The following is an 18560-nucleotide window of genomic DNA, read 5'->3' as shown; positions in this document are numbered from 1 at the left end:
TCGTTATTTATCCGTTAATAGTTTCTTTAATGTATTCCAACGAGGGTCTATATCGTCCTCAGTTTTATTCTCTTTCTTTCCTTTCGGGCTTAGTTCTTTTAACTTTTTAAGTATATCTGAATCTAATGTTCCGTCTTTAATTCCAGGATGCACGCGCTTAATAGGCACAGCTAATACAATCGTTTCATATATTTGCTGCTGAACGTTAATTTCGTAAGTACCGTGAGGTACAATTAGTATATTAACGTCTTCATCATTATACTCGTCACCAAATTTAACTACCAAATCGAATTCATTTTCGATACTTTGATCGTACGGTTCGTTAGTTAAATCGCAGTTAACATTAACAAATCCTGAAATTTTAAAGTGCAACTCCAGTAATGTAGATTTCTTTTCTAACTCAAGATCTACTTTTACTTTTACATCATTAAATTCGTGATACTCAAAATAATCAAAGAACGCTTGCTCAATTTCATACTCAAAATGGTGCTTTGCTAATTTTAGCCCTACAAATGGAATTGTATACTCTTTTAATGGCTTCATTATCAAATCTATTTTGAGCCTGCAAATATATAAATTTTTATTTAAGCAGCATTACTTATAAACATTTTTTTGTTTATATCTTTTTTGATGATTTTTTTAACGGGTTCGACGTAAGTTCCTCATACTCATTTCTATTTCTAAAAATTTGAATCGCTGCAAATACAGCTTCCTTAAACGAACTCTCATCTGCAATGCCTTTTCCGGCTATTTCATAAGCTGTTCCATGGTCTGGAGAGGTTCTAACTTTGCTCAAACCAGCGGTATAATTCACTCCCTGTCCAAACGACAGCGTTTTAAACGGAATTAACCCTTGATCGTGATATGCAGCTACAATAGCATCAAAACTTTTGTAATTATTAGAACCAAAGAAACTATCTGCTGCATATGGCCCATAAACCAGTTTACCTTCGTCTTTTAACTTTTTAAGGGTTGGCCTTAAAACGGTATCGTCTTCATTTCCAATAACACCATTATCCCCTGTATGCGGATTAATTCCCAATACAGCAATCCGCGGTCTAACAATATTAAAGTCTACTTTAAGAGAATTATAAACCGTATTAATCTTATTAATAATTAGATCTTCCGTAATATGATTTACCACATCTTTAACCGGCACATGATCGGTTAATAAACCTACTCGTAAACCATCAGACACCATAAACATTAAGCTTTCACCTTCCAGTTCCTGAGCTAAATAATCGGTATGGCCAGGAAATTTAAACTCTTTCGACTGAATATTATGTTTATTAATCGGCGCTGTTACCAGCACATCTATATCACCTTCTTTTAATGCCTTTGTTGCCGATTGCAATGATTTTATCGAATAAGCCCCTATTTTGAAATCTTCTTTACCAAATTCAATATTCACTGGTTCGTTCCAACTATTAAAAACGTTTACCTTTCCTGAAGCGATTTGATTAAGACTATTGGTGACATTAAAATTGATTTCGGATTTAAAATGCGATTTGAAAAAATTCATCGTTTTAGCCGAAGCAAAAATTACAGGTGTACAGAAATCTAATACTCGAGCATCTTCGAATGTTTTTAAAATAATTTCTCCTCCAATACCATTTAAATCCCCGATAGAGATTCCTACAACTATATTTTCTGATTTCTTCATTAAAAATGATAACTTTTGTTCGTAATTTTGACACTACAAATTTAGTTAAATAAACAAACCATAGATATGTTTACAGGAATTATTGAAGATATTGGAGTAATTACAAATTTAAAAAAAGAATTAGATAATCTTCATATTACCGTAAAGAGTAGTATCACTTCCGAGTTAAAAATAGATCAAAGTGTTGCTCATAATGGAGTTTGTTTAACCGTAGTCAATATTAACAAAGATGAATATACGGTCACTGCAATAAAAGAAACCCTAAATAAAACCAATTTAAACACTCTAAATATTGGGAATAAAATAAATCTGGAACGCGCCATGAAATTGGGCGATAGATTGGACGGTCATATTGTGCAAGGTCATGTAGACCAGACAGCGACCTGCGAAAGCATTGAAGAAGCAAATGGCAGCCATATTTTTACATTTAGTTATGATTCGTCACTAAATAATATAACTATAGAAAAAGGTTCCATTACTGTGAACGGCGTTAGCTTAACAGTTGTTAACTCTAAAAGAAATTTGTTTAGCGTTGCCATCATTCCTTATACTTACAAACACACCAATTTTAACACTTTTAAAATAGGCTCCACTGTAAATTTAGAATTTGATGTTTTAGGAAAGTATGTATCTAGATTGGTTAATCTAAATCAATTGACTTAATCTTTTTTAGATAAAAGTTTTTTCGAGCCATATAGCATTCCTAAAAATAAAATAGCGACGACACCTAAATCTACTGAAAGACCCACAGGTATTGTACCGTTTGATTTTTCAGGTGATGGCGGCATCTTCTGTGCAAAGCAAACAAAACTTATTAATACAAATAAGATTGAGGCAATTATATTCTTGTTTTGTATTCTCATTGCCTACAAATTTAATTGTTTTGTTGATTTAACAAAATTAAACTCGACCAGATACACAAAATAGTTTGTAATTCAGATATTTATAATAAAAAAGCCTTCCAATTACTTGAAAGGCTTTACGATTTCAAATCGTGGTCCCACCTGGGCTCGAACCATCATTGTCAAATTGTTATATTTCAATACTTTAAAAGGAAAAATAATTTAAAGTTCCTTAAAAAACTCCTTTAGGCATATAAAAACCCCAAATTATTTAACCTATAAGTCATTGATATTTGGCTAACCTTAAATTTTTTTGATAACGCAACAATTAAATCATGGTCATTTATTATTCCATTATCCAAAAGTTCAATTTCCTTCTGAATCAAACACTTAGGCATCAACAAGGCTGCAGCAAATTGATTTGCTTGCATTTCCTTTTTATATTCTTGTGATTTTGTCCCACCTTGTTTTCTGAACATATATTTTGAATCATCTACAAATAACTCCTGTTCCTTATTATCTAAATGTAGCCAAAAATGTCCAACCTCATGCGCAAGTGTAAATCGTTGTCTTACCAGAGATTCAGTAGAATTATATCCAATTTTACATTCTCCTTTATTTACTACTAAAACTCCTGATACATCATCACCTAAATCATAAGGAGAAAGTTTAATATCTAAGAACTTAATCACACTTTTAACAGGTACAGGAACCTCTAAGCACCCAGATTTATCCAATAAATCTAGTGCTCTTGTTTCAATAGCATCAATATTCATTTAGTTATTAGGTTTAATTAAAAAACATCAAAATTCGTTAATAAACGATTTAATCTTTGAAGCTGATTCTTTTTTTATATCTCCTTGTCTACTCTTTCTATTAATCACTTTAATCATACTTGAGCTTGAAGATGTTTCATAAAATGATTTAGAAGATTTAGGAAAAAAATCAGATGGATTACAGTCTAAGGCTTGACTTATCTCCCATAATAAATGTAATGGCGGAAATTGTCTTCCTTTTTCAATATTTACTATTGAGGTTCTACTCATCCCTGTTTTATTAGCCAACTCAATCTGAGTATAGCCTAACTCTTTTCTTTTAATGTTAATAGCAGAACCAATCAATTCATAAAAGTTTTCCTTATTGATTATGTTCATATTATAGTATTATTTCTTGCAATGGAATTGTCGGTTGTTGTAAATATAGCACAAAATTACAAAATTCCAAATTAATAACGCAAAAAAACGTTGGCTATACTTGAAATTAATTTTTTCATTTTTTTTTAGTCAAAAAAATTGATGTTTGAAATTTATTTGTATATTTGTTTTGTGAGCCATATCGTTCTCACTCAAGTTGAATAATGAAATATTAATTAATATAAATATATAAGATTAAAAAAAGAACAAAAAAAAAGAAGCCCAGTCAATGACAAAGCTTCTGTGTATTTAATTAACAAAGAATTGTTTGTTAATTTATTTGTTTTCGCACTACAAATATAAACAATTCTTTGTTAATAACTACACAAAAGACTGTTAAACTGTATAGTTTTTGCTAAACTAACTCCTTAGACAAACGCCATTTGCGCTTCTTTTCCTCTAAAATATTGGTCATTTAGGACGACCACGAGTTGCTATTTTTTTTTAATTCTAAAATAAAAAAACACATGGTTTTAGAAAAAGCGGAAGCTCAATTCAAATTTAAATTGAACAATTCAATTTATTACACAGACAAGGAATGCCCTACAGGTGCAGAAATATTAAACATTGCTGGATATGATAATCCTAACGATTATGACTTAATTTTAGTCAGAAAAGGTAAGGATGAATTCATTTCTCTCGACCAAACGGTTTGCTTAAGCGACCCAGGAGTTGAGCGATTTAGAGCAAGACCTAAAAAGGTTAAAGATGGATACAAAGGGAGCGAAAGCTCCCTTCCTCTTAAAGATATAGAATATTTAAATGAAAACTTTCCAAATTCTTGGGAATTTAAAAAAGACAACAGACTAAATATTTTACTAATCAAGGATTTCCTTCTACCAGAAGGATACAATGTATCTAAAGCAGATATGATAATAATTATTCCAGACCGCTATGATTCTGTTCCATTAGACATGGCGTTTTTTAAACAAAATCTTTCAAGAAAAGATGGTAAAAGTATAGCAAGATTAACTCCTAGAACATTCCTTGGAGAAACATATCAGCAATGGAGTAGACACAGGACCAATGACAATCCTTGGACAATTGGATTAGACTCCATTCAAACACACATAGACTTAATTAATTTTTTCTTAAGAAAGGAGGTTGAAAAATGAAGTATACATTAAGATTAACAGAAAAGCAATGTTCTGAAATAAACAATCATTTGTTTTATGACGAGAACGAAAGTGCTATGCTAGGACTTTGTGGTTTTGACTCTTTGAATGAAGAAACATTAATTTTAATTCATAAACTCATACCTATACCACATGACATTTGCGAAAGATACCCTGACTTTATAAGTTGGGATACAAGTTTTTCAGAACCTTATTTAGCCGAAGCCAAAAAGAAAGGACTCACCTTGGTTAAATTCCATTGTCATCCAGGAGGATATAAACAATTTTCTAAAACAGATGATAAATCTGATAAAGATTTATTTGATTATTATAACGCCTATTTTGATGATAATAGACCTGTAGGTAGCTTTATAATGCTACCAGATAAAACTATTTTTGGACGAATAATATCAGTAGATGGAAATTTTATAGATGTTTCCAAAATAGCTATTATCGGAGAAGAACAGAAATATTTTTACTCTGAATCATTTGAAGGCAAACTACCTGATTATACAATACGCAATCAACAAACTTTTGGAAAGTCAACTATAAATACTCTCCAAAAAATTAAAATTGGAATTGTGGGATGTAGTGGTTTAGGTTCAACAACCATCCTTGAACTAGCCAGAATTGGTGCAGGAGAACTTGTTCTTGTTGACATGGAAAAAATTGAAAAAGAAAACCTAAATCGAATTTTTGGAGCTTCAGAAAAAGATATAGGAAAATATAAAGTTGATTTTTTTAAAGAGAAATTAGAAAGTTATGGGTTAAATGTAAAAATAACACCTATAATAGCCGATGTAACAGAATCAATTGAAGCTCTTGAAAAATTAAGCCTTTGTGACCATATATTTGGTTGTACTGACGCTTATTTACCAAGAGATGTTATTAACAGACTTTGTTCATTTTACATTATTGGCTATACAGATTTATCCATAGGCCTAAGCGCTGATGGTAAAGGCGGAATCGACACTATCGTAGGATGGGTAAGATACTTAACCCCTGGAGGCTCTTCATTATTTACAAGACAAATGTATGATTCTAAAGATTTGGAAAGAGAATCATTAGAAAAAGAAAATATTGAAGAATACAACAAAAAACTTGAAGCCAAGTACATTAAAGGAGCCCAAGAAAAAAGTCCTCCAGTAATTTCACTAAATGCTACCGTATCTTCATTAGGAGTTACCGATTTCTTAGACAGAATTCATCGATTTAAATATAAAAGTGATTTAGGTTTTTGCATCGATTTTTGTGAAAACAAAATTGAGCCTGAGCAAAGCTACCCTAACTGCCCCGCTTTAATTCCTTATGTTGGAATTGGTAGAATTACACCTTTTTTAAATCTGATTGGATTGAAACAAAAAAAGGCATCTTAATCAAAATAAAGCTCCCAATACATACACAGAAGTTTTGTATTGGGAGCTTCTTAAAAACTTACCTAGCCCCCCTCTATTGTCTCACTCCAAATAGCCTTGTTTTCTTTACTCCATCTTACCTAATAGTAGGTGCTTCATTATAGCATTCACATTATAAATTAGGTAATTTCTACTTATCTTAATATTGTAATTTCCTTTTACAGAACACCCCTGTAAACCCTTATAAACAAAGGGATTCACAAACATTTGATGAAGTTTATTTTCATCACCTTTTTTTAACAAACCGTGTTTTCCTCCTACTAATCAAAAAGATTAAGCGGCAATTTTAAACGGTTTCAAACTATCTGAATTAATATCATTTTTCAGCCAATCAATCAGTAAATTTCTCATCCTCTTACTCGGGATAAATATATCCATAGGTTCATTATTTCTAATACACCCCCTCCATATCCACTGTAACAGTTCTGATAAAGCCCATAAATCCTCGTTAACCTCCACACCTCCTTCTCTGAAAAAGCATTTATAACTAGGATTCAAAAATCTGTTTGCCAAATAAACCATAGCTGTTTTTTCAGAATAGGCATTAGTCGCTCTTTCATTTACAGCAATAAATCCTTTTGAATACCCTTTTCCTTTTAAATTAGATTCAAATTCCTTGAAGGTGGTAAATGCCGTTTCTGCTGAAGTTGCATTAAATTGCCTTTGAAGAATATTAGAAACGGTGTCTTTGATTCTTTTGAATTCTCTATTATTTTTACCCTTTAACCAATTAACACTAAATGCAGTATTCCGTTCGCCAATATCATTAGACTTCCCTTGATATATATTTAACAATTCAGCAACTTTGTTTTTTATCTCTATTTCCTGTTCTAAGGAACTTTGAACAATTTTATATTCTATCCCATAAAACTTGAAATAACTTGCTAACAAACTTCCTTCAAACAAATACGTCAAAATAGTAACTGACTTAAAAGATGTAAATATTTCAGTAGGAAAGGACCATACTAACAAACGCCCATCCAGATATGTTACATTTCTTGTTTCACAAAACCCCTTTAATTCAGCAAATAAACGTCCATTGTAATCATCTCCTGTATAACTAACTTCACTTGTTTCTTCATTAACTACTAGCAGACCATTTTGTATTGCAATATCGATATCATCTGACTTCATATCAATTACTTTGATTGGCATAATCACCTCGTCAAGTATCAAATCATAACATTTAAAAAACTTATAATCTTCGCGTTTTAACTTTGAGAACAAGCTGTGAGTCGTAACAATATTAGATTTTTTACTAGCAAGATTAAGCAGGCTTTCTCTTTTATAGAGTTTTTCTGTAACTCCGTTTGCACTCTTATAAAAATTCTGTTTTGGCTCAACCGTATTTGGCACATTTTCCAACACCCTATCCACTTCCGTTAAAAAAGGAGTAACATATAAAAAGGCATTAGAGTGATTCTTCATCTGTTCTATAGCTTTTGTGGTCTTACCACTTCCCATAATGGCATCATTAATTATAATTTTATAGTTATTTTCATTCTCGTTTTCTTTCTTCATTAAATAACATTAGAATAGTATAGTCCTGTCCAACAATACCGTTAAACAAATTCTTAAAAATTTGGAAAAGACAGTCATTTAGATGCTGAAGAAACACTATTTATTAAAACGACTTTATAAGTAGAACTTTCGGATTTACCATTTTCATTTTCAACATCACCTAAAATCCAAATATGTGCAAACATACAAAAAATATTTGAAAAAAGCAAGTTTTTTCTTACTTAATTTTATTTAAACCATTATTTTGTGTGTTTCAGCGAATAAAACTCGATTTTAAGCTCATTTAAGGCTATTTCACGACTGCAAAGCATATTCTATGTAAATTACACAAAACACCTCTTAAAACCCTTAAATTGGCTTTAATCACGATTATCACTTAACTTATTAAACTAATATATTGAAGTGATAATAGTAATATAGCTTACCGTCAATCACATATACAGTCTTCATATTAGTAGCTATTTTAACCATTTCTACGGTTGCTAAATCACCTTTTAACAACTCACCAACATGATTTATAACTACAACTTTAAAAGGGCATCTAAGCTCCACTATTTCATCCTTATATGTAACTACTAAAATTGAAAAAGGCGAAGCATATTCTAATAACTCCGCCAATTGTTTATGATTCATTTTCTTTTTCTTTTGTAGGTGGAACCCTTTTATTCACTTGGCATATAATACCAAAACAGCTATAATATATTTAAGCCAAGAAGAAATTTGTTGTTCCTGTATGCAGTGATTTACCAAGGTTTTCTATTAACTCGTATGCATTTACATTGCGTTCCAAATTAAAATCAATGTAAGAGCTCTTATTTGCTTCTGTGAACAGATTATATAAATTCCACAAGTTAATATCTCCGTTATCAGCACGTCCAAAATTTGGGCAATTGTAATATTGCTTTACAACACTATTAATTTGCGAATCATTTAAGGCTAATGGAAATATACCCTGCTGTTCTGATTTAGACAGATGCTGATACATTCTTGCTTTACCAACAAAATGAGCAAACTGTTTTTCAGTTAAATAATAATCAGACATCAAATTCAAAGTTTCCAAATGATATCCCTGATTATAATTATTAAACAACACATCTATATTTTGTTCCAAATCAACAATAGAACCAATCCGAATAGCATTAGCCAAACCATCGGTACTTATGCAAAGATTTAAGCACACTTTATTCTGAAACCCTATAAAAACTTTAAATTTTTCTAAAGTCTTTTTACTGTACAGGTTCTCTTGGGCTAAACTCCGAACTCCCCCTACTGATAAAGACAATTTATTACCGTTGATTTCCTTTGTTATTCCAGGTATTTCAATAACAAATGCACATCGTTCATAATATAGAGTTTTCTCATGCTCCAACAACTCTTTAGCAGGCTTACCAATTGCTGAAGGAATTCGACCTTTAACATGGTGACTTACTCTTATATCAGGTGTTTTTATATCAAACTCCTTATACTCATTTTTAATATAATCAAAAACGGTGTTTATGAATTGATAATGGGAAATAGTCGTTTCGTTGTCCTTGCTAAATACAGGTATAATACAGTCTTTTTGTAGATGCTGAAGTGTGACCTTTTTGGTATTAGCCTCAATAAAACTACTTTTATTTAATCCCTCAACTTCTGAAGAATTAACTATCATGTCTGAATGCGGTCTAGTTATTAGTTCCATGAGATTGCTCTTTATTAAGTTTAATGACTTCATCTTTTTCAACAATTTGGACGTTAACCTTATCCAGTTCTATTTTACGCTCCAATATTAGCGGATGTATTTCTTTCTGTAAGCTACTATACATATTATATAAATGTTTTAACCCATCTACAGTTGAACATTGAGTAATTTCTTCTTTTACTTTATCAAGAGACACACCAACATTACACCACTCTATAAGTTTTTTTCCTGTTGATGCATTGATCACAAACTCAGGTTTATCCATAAATAAACCTGTACGATCCTTTGATGCTTTGGCTAAGTGCTGGTCGTTAATAAGTTCAAAATTGACAGTTAACTCATACTCAAAGCCTTCTCTGGTAACTTCTTTTGTCCCATGCTTAACAACGCTTGTTTTACCATTGGAATTCATATCCAAGGAATAATCTATTTTACGCCTAACTGTTGTTATAATATGGCAATTGGATTGTAGAATTGCATCCAAAAAAGCCTGATGTCTAGGAGTTATTTTTGCCCAATCTTGAAACCTTCCTCCTAATTGCTCATGTAGTTGTAAACAACCGCCCTTACCATTCCATTCATGAGTAATGCTATCAATAATTATCACTTCCATAGAGGCACTTTCGCAAGCTCTAATCGCCTGAATATATCGTTCTGGAGTGTAAGGTTCATCCAAGGATAAAACGTTGAATTCACCCAAGTGAGAGTACAATGACGCTGAGTTATTTTCTGTATCTATAATAGCAATTTTAGACCAGTCATTTGTTATACCAAAAGCTAATAATAATGCTGAATAGGTTTTCCCAAAACCTGATGCGCCAGACAATCCAAGTCTTAGCTTAACTTGATGTCTTTGTGCTTGTTGTAATTTCATAAATAATTAAGTTTTATAATTTAAAATGTGAGTATTATTAATTTTTAGATATAAAAAAAGAGCCCCATTTCTGAAGCTCTCATTGTATTTAATATCAATAATTTCTATTGTACCAACTCTTTGTTTACTAAATGATTGGCTACCTTTTCTTCATTAACGGTTGTTAAGAAGTCTTCTTCCATAAAGGCAGTTACATCAATGCGGTCTAATGTTGGTAATTGCATTTTTGCCATACCCTTAGCTTCACCTTCTGTTTGTACAACTAATTCAACGGCTGCACCTACAGTAAAACTATCAGGATACATTTGATATGATTTCTCAAATAATTGTGCTTGCACAGTCTTTACCAGACCATTTGGATAAACTATTTCTGCCTGAGCCAACCGCCACTCTGTTCCATTTGAATTTGAACGAGTCACAGCAGGAATACTTAATACTGTTGCAGAAAGGATTAGTACATTTACAGTCACTAAGTCCCCAACCTTAGTTTCATAGGTTCTTGATTCTGTTCTTACCATAATATTTTGATTTTAATTATTGATACCCCCCGTGGGTATCGTCAAAACCAAAAAGGTGTAGGGGGTGATTTGTAGATATATAAGCGCTCATTTTTATAAAGCACTTCTAAAAATTTTTAGAAAAATTTTTTTTAATGTTTTAGGTGAAAAAGTAAATTTTTAAAGTAGTAGTCAACTTTGTAATCTTGCAAAGCATTGTTGAAGTAGGACTTTCTATAACTTAATAGAAGTGTTTTGTCGTTAACTATTTTACCTATCCATTCATTATAAATGTTTTCATTTATAAATCTTCGTTCGTAAGCTTTACTATCTTCTGGTTGATAAAATTTAATCGCAATATTCTCCCCTTTTTTTTCATACTTGCCTATATCACTAAACTCATGATAAGAGATTTCTTTATTAAATGACTTCAACTCTTCATAATTAGGATTTATCGGACCATCATTTGATTCCGCAAAGGCTACTAATCCATGTGGATTAAACTTTAGCATAAAATGAACTTCAAAGTTTTCATTTATATTTTCGCTAAAATCGGATTTACTAGCAGAATAATATCCAATTGTACTAATTTTAGTTTCTTTGACATTTGGTAGTTCATTTGTTTTGGCTGTTCCTTTTTCACTTGAAACCTTATATGCTAACCAAAATATTAAGATACCGATTAAAACAAAAAATCCTAAAATTTTTAAATTCCCTGTCCGTTCAGCACTTTCATGACTAGACTGTAATTTATCTAAATCCACATATCCATTTTCAGATTCTAAACCAGATAAATATTTATTATCCCTAGGATTTTCTCTTTGGCTTTGAAATTCTGTTTTATCCTGAGATGCATAAACATCATTGGCTAATTCTTTATTTTTTATATCCTCTTCTGCCTCCTTTTGAATTCTTATAAGATAATCTTTAGAACTTTCCGGTTCTAATATTGAAGCATTATTTTCTTGAGAAAATCCTTTAGAAAATCCAATTAGCATTATTAAAATTAAAAGGTGTTTTGATTTTTTATAGTAGATGCAATTCATGGTTATTATTAATTTTATTTAAACTTAAATCAAAAAATATATAACTTGATTTATTATCTGACATCATCTAGTTTAAGAGATTATCTTATTAATATACTTCTATTTAGTTGATGTTTTTTATGGAAATCCTTATATCGTAGTCAAATATATACAAAATAACGCATACATGCGTTTATGTGATATATAGGTTTTATGGACTTTTAAAATGTGATTAACATTAAAGACAAAAAGTTTATTAAAGCCTTTGGTAAAAACCTCAAAAGCATTCGTAAAAATGCTGGATTATCACAAGAGGATTTAGCAAACGACGCAGACATACCACTTTCTCAAGTTGGTCGAATTGAGCGTGGTGAAGTTAACACAACCATTTCTACAGTTAATGTTTTAGCTCAAGCCCTTAAAGTTGATATAACAGACCTCTTTAAGTTTTAATTAAAAACCTAACCAGTTGCTAACTAAATAAATTAAATTCTAAACATTTGGTATATCTCATTATAAGTGTTTAGTATATTTGGATTAGTTTACAATTACCTTGCTTTAGATTTAAAAAAATGTTTGAAATAATTGAAGGAATATTAACGAAACCATTATACACATTTTTTAGTATTCTAATAATGTGGCCAATTTTGTATTTTGTTTTTTCAGAAATTATAGAAATAAGTCAGCCCTCATGGACTAGACTTGAGTATATATGGATTTTCATTGGATTAATGGGACTACTGATTGTTGTAGATGAAAATAGACGAAATAGAAGTTTTTATGAATTAGAAATCATTAACGATATAATAGAAAGAGACTTTCAGTATTTAATTAATTATACAGAAATATCAACTCATTGTTTTAAGTACAACAATAGCGGACTGCTTCCTCAAGAAGAATTTGATAAAAGACAAGCCGAACAAGATACTATATGTAATTGGATGGTAAAAGTTAGAAGACTCATAGAAAAGTCAAAACAAAATGATTATTCAAAACTAGAACAGATTCCATTTTTAAACATCAGAAATTATCAAGAGTCCGACGAATTTGAACGTGTGGAAAATGACCATATTAGGTTAAATGAGCAAATTGCTCGACGAATTGAATTACTAAAAATTGTAAATGATAATTTTTGGGAAACCTACAAATACTCCTTTGGTATTTTACTTATTGTTATTGCTTTTGCATTAAGACTTTCAATAGTCACCAACAAAATAAAAAATTACAAATAACCCAACACCTAAAAAGTAATCTTTAGAACTAAAATCCATTTTTAAAAATAAAGAAGCTAATTTGCTTCCTTTAATTTATTCATTTCCTCACTAACCTTTTTCTGAACAATCTTACCGTAGCTTTCTTGGGTTATTTTCATACTAGAATGCCCTAATAACTCAGACACTATTTCCATGGGCACGTTATTATAAAGTAATACTGTACTTGCAAATGTCCGCCTTGCCATATGTGTAGTCATCTTCTTTTCTATTCCTGTTACAGCTCCAATTTCCTTGAGATATGAATTATATTTTTGATTAGTAATTCTCGGAAAGATATATTTGGTATTACTAGAATAGAAATCCAATATAATTTCAGCTTTAGGTAACAACGGTATCGATAATGCTTTAGACGTTTTTTTTCTGTTCATTTTAATCCATCTATTTTCATCAAAACCAATAACAATATTTTTAGGCTCTAAATCCATCAATTCCTTATATGCTAAACCAGTGTAACAACTGAAAACAAATAACTCCTTCACGAACTTTAATCTTGGCTGTGAAAACTCATGGTCTTCAAGTTTTTTAAGTTCTTCAGGAGATAGAAATACAATACTATTCTTGGTTCTTTTAGCTTTATACAACATGAAAGGGTCTCTATCTATATAACCTTCTGCTACAGCTATCCTAATAGGCTTTCTAAGGCGTTGTATCATCTTATTTATTGTAGCTTGCCCTAATCCTTTATCAGTTTTTAAAAAGTACTCAAAATCAGCTAAGAATTGTAACTTTAACTTACTTAATGGGTAATCATTACGATTATACTTATGCCTAATAAAATTCTTCACATGCTTATAAGCATAATCAAACTTTACCCAAGTAGCTCTTTGAATATCTATTCCAATAAGCTTTTTTAAGGACTCTAGATAAATTTTAAAAGCTTCAACAACTCCTTGTTCCTTTTGTATTTTTTCTCCTGTAAATTGCAAGTAAACATCCTCTACAGTGAACGCTTCCTCTTTAACTTGAAGCAATAAAAAAGCCTGACTAAGTTTTGTTTTAATCAGGCTTAATTGTGTATTAATTATTTCCGCATCAGTTTCTGGTGGTTTAAGAACTTGTCTTTTGCTATCCCAATATTTAGGTGTTACAAATTGACCTGTAGAGAATTGTTTCCTTTGTTTTAAATAGGTTATTCTTGCTTGAATAGCCGTCTTTCCAGAAGACCCAACTTTAGATTTGTAGATTATAAATCTTATATGTATTTTTTCTTTCATTTTATTAATGTAATTTTTCGATAGTGCTTAAATTTTTAAAAAAGAATACCTCCTACACTCCTTCTAATGAAGAAAGGTTTGTTCAATATTATTTAGAAAATAACAACATCAAATTTATAGCGCAATACAGACTGAAAAACTTAAAGAATGATAATAGTTTTGCTTATAGAGATGTTGATTTTTTTCTGCCTAGATTAGGCATTTATGTTGAATATTATGGATGGTACAATAAAGACAAGAAGAGCAGAGAAGCTTATGACACAAAAACTAAAGTTTATATTAAAAATAATATTCCAACCATTGTGATATATCCCCATGAACTTGGATTCTTAGATTATGTATTCCACACAAAAATGATAAAACTCTTAAAAATGCCTAAGTTCAAAAACAGGAAAAGTTTATTGCTATATAAATTAAATAGATACCATAATGATGGTAAACCACATTATATAATATTGTCCTTGATAAGTTTTGTGATTGCTTTATACGGATTAGTAAACTCAAAAAATAGTCCAGACTTATATAGTTTTATTTTTGGAACTGGCATTTCTTGTAGTCTTTACTTTTTCTACGTCTTTATTAAAGAAATATATTTTGTCTTATTTAAGAACGAGTAGATGGTTACCTTTTGTTTTAATAAGGTTACCTTTTAAGTTACCTTTTAATACCAACTAGCTAAATAAATATGTAATAGAACATTCCTTTAAGCATAACTAAAAACATTGATATTAGTAGGTGAAGAGCATAAAAAAAGCCTGCTACTTTTGTAACAGGCTCTTAATCAGTGGTCCCACCTGGGCTCGAACCAGGGACTTTCTGATTATGAGTCAGATACTCTAACCAACTGAGTTATAGGACCGAAATCGGCTGCGAATTTAAGACTATTTTTATAACCCCACAAGAAAATTATTCTTTAAAATTAATTTCCTGACAAAGTTCTATTAAAACACCGTTGGTTGATTTTGGATGCATAAAAACAACTAACTTATTATCAGCACCTTTCTTTGGCACATCGTTTAAAACCTTGAATCCTTCTGCTTTTAATCTTTTTATTTCTTTTTCTATATCCTCGACATCAAAGGCGATATGATGCACTCCTTCTCCCTTTTTCTCAATGAATTTTGCGATCGGACTATCAGCTTTTGTCGCTTCTAAAAGTTCAATTTTATTATCGCCGACTTTAAAAAACGATGTTTTCACACCTTCACTCTCTACTTCTTCGGTTTTATAACTTGGTACTCCAAGTAGCTTCTCAAACAATTCGTTAGAATTCTCAAGGCTTTTAACAGCTATTCCAATATGTTCAACTTTGTTCATAGCATGACTTTAATTTAAGATACAAAATTTGTAAATCAAAAGTAAGATTATCTTTAAATATCCTGTATTTTTGCACGATAAACAACCTTAGTGCTTAAAATGAAGACTTTGGTAAATATAAATTTTAATTTCGAGATAAATCTCGGTATATTTAAATCTCACCTAGTGAGTAACCTTTAAAAGGTATAAACATGAGCAACGTAGAGGAAAGTCAAAGACAGAAGAAAATAGGATCGGTTTTACAACGCGATTTAGTTGAAGTATTACAGGGAGCAGCTACTCAAGGTGGTATGCAGGGCGTTATTATATCGGTATCTAAGGTTAAAGTAACGGTAGACTTAAGTGTTGCGAAAGTATATTTAAGCATTTTCCCGAATGCTAAAGGCAAAGAATTATTAGAAGGAATTAAATCAAACACCCCTTTAATTCGTCACGAATTGGCACAACGTACCAAAAACCAGTTAAGACGTATGCCTAATCTGGAATTCTTTATTGACGACTCGTTAGAATACATCGAAAAAATTGACCGTTCGTTAAAAGGCGAAGACAACCCTATTAAAGACCCTAGTATTTTAGATAAAAGAAAAAAATCGTAATTGAGTTTTCCGTTATATATAGCTAAACGTTACTTGCGCTCTAAAAGCAGCAACAATGCTATTAATTTTATAACTATTATTGCTATTATCGGTGTTATTTTAGGCGCCGCGTCTCTATTTATTGTGCTCTCAGGTTTTGCCGGACTTAAAGATTTTACACTTCAGTTTTCTAGTATTGTCGATCCGGATTTAAAAGCTGAAACCAGTTACGGAAAATCTTTTGAACTTTCAAATGCTGAAGTAGCTCAATTAGATACCCTTAATAGCATAGCTTCATACTCTAAAATTGTTGAAGAACGTGTTATTATTTCCTCTAACAATAAAAACACCATAGCAACCATTAAAGGTGTCGATCAAAATTTTGAACAAATTGTCTCTGTAGATTCTATTTTAGATACCGGAAGTTGGATCGATCAGAATACCAGAGAAATTGTTGTAGGCTGGGGACTATCAAATACCCTTTCTTTGGGGCTTTTAGACTACACCAAACCCTTAAACATTTATGTACCTAAACCAGGGAAAGGCCAGATAACATCTACTAAAAATGCATTTAATACGGTAACAGCAAATAATGTTGGTATCTTTTATATTAATGAAGATTTAAACGATAATTACATTTTTGCTCCTATCGATTTAGCGCAAAACCTGTTAAACTATAAACCGAATCAAATTACAGCTATCGAATTCAAACTTAAACCAAGTGCTGATATCGAATCTGTAAAACAAGAAATCAGTTTTATTTTAGGCGATAAGGTGATTATTAAAAACCGTGAGCAGCTAAACGACGCTCTTTACAAAATGCTGAATACCGAGAACCTTGCTGTTTACCTGATTTTTACATTAGTTTTAATTATTGCGTTTTTCAATATTGTAGGTTCGTTAATTATGATGATGCTAGACAAAAAACAAAGTTTAAACACCCTGTTTAATATTGGAGCAACCGTTAAAGACATCCGTAGGATTTTCTTTTATCAGGGCAGTTTAATGAGTATTGTCGGTGGTCTTCTTGGACTTATCATTAGTGTTATTGTTGTGATTCTTCAGCAACGTTATGCCTTACTAATGATTACACCATCGTTACCTTATCCGGTAGCCATTAAATGGGAAAACTTTTTTGTCGCCTTCCTAACCATATCGATTCTTGGCGTTATAGCTTCAAAAATTGCCTCTGCGCGCATTACAGAATCTTTAGTAAAAACCAACTAACCCAACTAAACTATGTTAAATAAAACCGAATAAACCTTAAAAAGTTATGGCTTTTTATCGGTTTCATATCCTGCTGCCTTATTGTTTTCAATTGCAAAAATGAAAGAATTATCAAACTAAAAGTCCTTCAATTTAATATCTGGCAAGAAGGTACCGTTGTTAAAAATGGATTTGACGCTGTTGTAGATGAAATTATAAGAACCGACGCCGATTTAATTGCCTTTAGTGAAGTTAGAAACTATAATGGCGTTGATTTCAGCAATAATATTGTTGAAGCTTTAAAAACCAAAGGATATACATATTACGCGCAACCAAGTCAAGATACCGGATTACTTTCTAAATATCCAATTATTGAGCAAACCGCCCTATATCCTGTTAAAAACGACCACGGCTCAATTACCAAAGCCATCATTAATATTCTTGGTGTTGAAGTCGCTTTCTATAGCGGACATCTAGATTATCTAAACTGTGCATTGTATTTGCCTCGTGGTTACGATGGGTCGACTTGGAAAAAGCTGGACAGTATTGTTACGGATGTTGAGCAGATTCAAAAAAACAACTTAGAATCGATGCGTGATGAGGCTATAGATACTTTTATCACTGACGTGGAAAAAGAAATTAACCAAGGTCGATTGGTTATTTATGGTGGAGATAATAACGAGCCTTCGCATTTAGACTGGATTGAAGCCAATAAAAACCTTCACGATCACAATGGGATAGTTATCAATTGGAGGAACACCGCCGAATTAGAAAAACATGGTTTTAAAGATGCTTACCGCGAAATATTTCCAAATCCTGTAACACATCCCGGGTTTACCTATCCTGCCAATAATCCATTGGTGCCTATTAATAAATTAGCCTGGAGCCCTGAAGCCGATGATAGAGATCGTATTGATTTTATCTTTTACCATACCGATGAACGACTACAACTTATGGATGCAAAAATTCTTGGTCCTAAAGGTGATATTTCTAGAAATAAACGTGTTTTAGAATCTACCGATGACGTATTTATAGAACCACTTAACATCTGGCCTACTGACCATAAAGCGGTATTGGCAAGTTTTGCTTTAAAATTCTAAACTCCTGCAAAAGCGATAGCAGCGACAGCTTTTGTGAAATTTAATCTA

21 protein-coding genes and 1 tRNA gene are annotated in these 18560 nt (G+C 31.4%); 8 read left to right on the top strand and 14 right to left on the bottom strand.

The window, feature by feature from the left end:
* Positions 1–3: 3 nt before the first annotated feature.
* Together NO995_RS06395 and pdxA are read right to left on the bottom strand one after the other, a co-directional pair.
* On the bottom strand, positions 4–543 hold the full coding sequence (locus tag NO995_RS06395; protein ID WP_258226755.1) for a DUF177 domain-containing protein: 540 nt from the start codon (positions 541–543) through the stop codon (positions 4–6).
* A gap of 73 nt (positions 544–616) precedes the next feature.
* Entirely contained in the window at positions 617–1663 is a 1047-nt protein-coding gene (gene pdxA, locus NO995_RS06390; RefSeq protein ID WP_258226754.1) for a 4-hydroxythreonine-4-phosphate dehydrogenase PdxA, read from the bottom strand.
* Positions 1664–1729: 66 nt separating this feature from the next.
* Here pdxA and NO995_RS06385 point away from each other — a divergent pair, with 66 nt between their 5' ends.
* Positions 1730–2326 carry a riboflavin synthase gene (locus NO995_RS06385; RefSeq protein ID WP_258226753.1) on the top strand — a complete coding sequence of 199 codons (597 nt, stop codon included), beginning with the start codon at positions 1730–1732 and terminating at the stop codon, positions 2324–2326.
* Here the strand turns inward: NO995_RS06385 and NO995_RS06380 are convergent.
* The 3 genes from NO995_RS06380 to NO995_RS06370 form a co-directional block, all read right to left on the bottom strand.
* Positions 2323–2526, bottom strand: coding sequence for a hypothetical protein (locus NO995_RS06380; RefSeq protein ID WP_258226752.1), 204 nt, complete (start codon positions 2524–2526; stop codon positions 2323–2325). The two genes, NO995_RS06385 and NO995_RS06380, sit on opposite strands and share 4 nt — an antisense overlap.
* Positions 2527–2750: 224 nt before the next feature.
* On the bottom strand, positions 2751–3281 hold the full coding sequence (locus NO995_RS06375) for an ImmA/IrrE family metallo-endopeptidase (protein ID WP_258226751.1): 531 nt from the start codon (positions 3279–3281) through the stop codon (positions 2751–2753).
* Positions 3282–3308: 27 nt separating this feature from the next.
* Positions 3309–3659, bottom strand: a complete 351-nt coding sequence (locus NO995_RS06370) for a helix-turn-helix domain-containing protein (RefSeq protein WP_258226750.1) — start codon at positions 3657–3659, stop codon at positions 3309–3311.
* Between the two features lie 506 nt (positions 3660–4165).
* On the opposite strand from NO995_RS06370, the gene NO995_RS06365 reads away from it, so the two are divergent.
* Both NO995_RS06365 and NO995_RS06360 read left to right on the top strand, forming a co-directional pair.
* Positions 4166–4813, top strand: coding sequence for a multiubiquitin domain-containing protein (locus tag NO995_RS06365; protein ID WP_258226749.1), 648 nt, complete (start codon positions 4166–4168; stop codon positions 4811–4813).
* Entirely contained in the window at positions 4810–6189 is a 1380-nt protein-coding gene (locus NO995_RS06360) for a ThiF family adenylyltransferase (protein ID WP_258226748.1), read from the top strand. The genes NO995_RS06365 and NO995_RS06360 overlap by 4 nt, the downstream gene beginning before the upstream one ends.
* Before the next feature lie 312 nt (positions 6190–6501).
* Here NO995_RS06360 and NO995_RS06355 read toward each other — a convergent pair whose 3' ends face one another.
* The 6 genes from NO995_RS06355 to NO995_RS06330 all read right to left on the bottom strand — a co-directional run bounded on the left by NO995_RS06355 (position 6502) and on the right by NO995_RS06330 (position 11847).
* Positions 6502–7749, bottom strand: a complete 1248-nt coding sequence (locus NO995_RS06355; protein WP_258226747.1) for a DEAD/DEAH box helicase family protein — start codon at positions 7747–7749, stop codon at positions 6502–6504.
* 384 nt (positions 7750–8133) lie between these two features.
* On the bottom strand, positions 8134–8382 hold the full coding sequence (locus NO995_RS06350; RefSeq protein WP_258226746.1) for a hypothetical protein: 249 nt from the start codon (positions 8380–8382) through the stop codon (positions 8134–8136).
* A 70-nt stretch (positions 8383–8452) separates the two neighbouring features.
* Positions 8453–9430 carry a DUF3871 family protein gene (locus NO995_RS06345; protein ID WP_258226745.1) on the bottom strand — a complete coding sequence of 326 codons (978 nt, stop codon included), beginning with the start codon at positions 9428–9430 and terminating at the stop codon, positions 8453–8455.
* Positions 9414–10304 (bottom strand): ATP-binding protein, encoded by an 891-nt coding sequence (locus NO995_RS06340; protein WP_258226744.1) that lies wholly within the window; start codon positions 10302–10304, stop codon positions 9414–9416. The genes NO995_RS06345 and NO995_RS06340 overlap by 17 nt, the downstream gene beginning before the upstream one ends.
* Positions 10305–10408: 104 nt before the next feature.
* Positions 10409–10822, bottom strand: a complete 414-nt coding sequence (locus NO995_RS06335; RefSeq protein WP_258226743.1) for a hypothetical protein — start codon at positions 10820–10822, stop codon at positions 10409–10411.
* A gap of 131 nt (positions 10823–10953) precedes the next feature.
* The gene (locus NO995_RS06330) at positions 10954–11847 is read right to left on the bottom strand and encodes a hypothetical protein (RefSeq protein ID WP_258226742.1); all 894 of its coding nucleotides are present in this window, start codon (positions 11845–11847) and stop codon (positions 10954–10956) included.
* A 207-nt stretch (positions 11848–12054) separates the two neighbouring features.
* Between NO995_RS06330 and NO995_RS06325 the strand changes: the two genes are divergently transcribed.
* Positions 12055–12279 (top strand): helix-turn-helix domain-containing protein, encoded by a 225-nt coding sequence (locus tag NO995_RS06325; RefSeq protein ID WP_258226741.1) that lies wholly within the window; start codon positions 12055–12057, stop codon positions 12277–12279.
* A 278-nt stretch (positions 12280–12557) separates the two neighbouring features.
* Positions 12558–13058, top strand: coding sequence for a hypothetical protein (locus tag NO995_RS06320; RefSeq protein ID WP_258226740.1), 501 nt, complete (start codon positions 12558–12560; stop codon positions 13056–13058).
* Positions 13059–13114: 56 nt separating this feature from the next.
* Here NO995_RS06320 and NO995_RS06315 read toward each other — a convergent pair whose 3' ends face one another.
* The 3 genes from NO995_RS06315 to mce form a co-directional block, all read right to left on the bottom strand.
* Positions 13115–14314, bottom strand: coding sequence for a site-specific integrase (locus NO995_RS06315; RefSeq protein WP_258226739.1), 1200 nt, complete (start codon positions 14312–14314; stop codon positions 13115–13117).
* 785 nt (positions 14315–15099) lie between these two features.
* Positions 15100–15173 (bottom strand) — tRNA-Ile (locus tag NO995_RS06310).
* 47 nt (positions 15174–15220) lie between these two features.
* A complete protein-coding gene (gene mce / locus NO995_RS06305; protein ID WP_240572504.1) occupies positions 15221–15631 on the bottom strand; it encodes a methylmalonyl-CoA epimerase in 411 nt (136 codons plus the stop codon).
* Positions 15632–15822: 191 nt separating this feature from the next.
* Between mce and rbfA the strand changes: the two genes are divergently transcribed.
* The 3 genes from rbfA to NO995_RS17820 are packed head-to-tail and all read left to right on the top strand — an operon-like array spanning position 15823 to position 18512.
* Entirely contained in the window at positions 15823–16227 is a 405-nt protein-coding gene (gene rbfA, locus NO995_RS06300) for a 30S ribosome-binding factor RbfA (protein WP_240572503.1), read from the top strand.
* Positions 16228–17433, top strand: a complete 1206-nt coding sequence (locus NO995_RS06295) for an ABC transporter permease (RefSeq protein ID WP_258226738.1) — start codon at positions 16228–16230, stop codon at positions 17431–17433.
* Between the two features lie 29 nt (positions 17434–17462).
* Positions 17463–18512 (top strand): endonuclease/exonuclease/phosphatase family protein, encoded by a 1050-nt coding sequence (locus NO995_RS17820; protein WP_375141545.1) that lies wholly within the window; start codon positions 17463–17465, stop codon positions 18510–18512.
* The last annotated feature ends 48 nt before the right edge of the window (positions 18513–18560 follow it).

Source organism: Aestuariibaculum sp. M13, from assembly GCF_024723255.1.
Classification (GTDB): domain Bacteria; phylum Bacteroidota; class Bacteroidia; order Flavobacteriales; family Flavobacteriaceae; genus Aestuariibaculum; species Aestuariibaculum lutulentum.
This window is presented reverse-complemented; position numbering and strand designations above follow the sequence as displayed.

Coding starts and splice junctions, on each gene's coding strand:
- mce (WP_240572504.1), bottom strand. CDS start 15,631: ATGAACAAAGTTGAACATATTGGAATAGCTGTTAAAAGCCTTGAGAAT.
- NO995_RS06370 (WP_258226750.1), bottom strand. CDS start 3,659: ATGAACATAATCAATAAGGAAAACTTTTATGAATTGATTGGTTCTGCT.
- NO995_RS06380 (WP_258226752.1), bottom strand. CDS start 2,526: ATGAGAATACAAAACAAGAATATAATTGCCTCAATCTTATTTGTATTA.
- NO995_RS06330 (WP_258226742.1), bottom strand. CDS start 11,847: ATGAATTGCATCTACTATAAAAAATCAAAACACCTTTTAATTTTAATA.
- NO995_RS06340 (WP_258226744.1), bottom strand. CDS start 10,304: ATGAAATTACAACAAGCACAAAGACATCAAGTTAAGCTAAGACTTGGA.
- NO995_RS06320 (WP_258226740.1), top strand. CDS start 12,558: ATGGGACTACTGATTGTTGTAGATGAAAATAGACGAAATAGAAGTTTT.
- NO995_RS06375 (WP_258226751.1), bottom strand. CDS start 3,281: ATGAATATTGATGCTATTGAAACAAGAGCACTAGATTTATTGGATAAA.
- NO995_RS06395 (WP_258226755.1), bottom strand. CDS start 543: ATGAAGCCATTAAAAGAGTATACAATTCCATTTGTAGGGCTAAAATTA.
- NO995_RS06335 (WP_258226743.1), bottom strand. CDS start 10,822: ATGGTAAGAACAGAATCAAGAACCTATGAAACTAAGGTTGGGGACTTA.
- pdxA (WP_258226754.1), bottom strand. CDS start 1,663: ATGAAGAAATCAGAAAATATAGTTGTAGGAATCTCTATCGGGGATTTA.
- NO995_RS06345 (WP_258226745.1), bottom strand. CDS start 9,430: ATGGAACTAATAACTAGACCGCATTCAGACATGATAGTTAATTCTTCA.
- rbfA (WP_240572503.1), top strand. CDS start 15,823: ATGAGCAACGTAGAGGAAAGTCAAAGACAGAAGAAAATAGGATCGGTT.
- NO995_RS06385 (WP_258226753.1), top strand. CDS start 1,730: ATGTTTACAGGAATTATTGAAGATATTGGAGTAATTACAAATTTAAAA.
- NO995_RS06315 (WP_258226739.1), bottom strand. CDS start 14,314: ATGAAAGAAAAAATACATATAAGATTTATAATCTACAAATCTAAAGTT.
- NO995_RS06355 (WP_258226747.1), bottom strand. CDS start 7,749: ATGAAGAAAGAAAACGAGAATGAAAATAACTATAAAATTATAATTAAT.
- NO995_RS06350 (WP_258226746.1), bottom strand. CDS start 8,382: ATGAATCATAAACAATTGGCGGAGTTATTAGAATATGCTTCGCCTTTT.
- NO995_RS06360 (WP_258226748.1), top strand. CDS start 4,810: ATGAAGTATACATTAAGATTAACAGAAAAGCAATGTTCTGAAATAAAC.
- NO995_RS06365 (WP_258226749.1), top strand. CDS start 4,166: ATGGTTTTAGAAAAAGCGGAAGCTCAATTCAAATTTAAATTGAACAAT.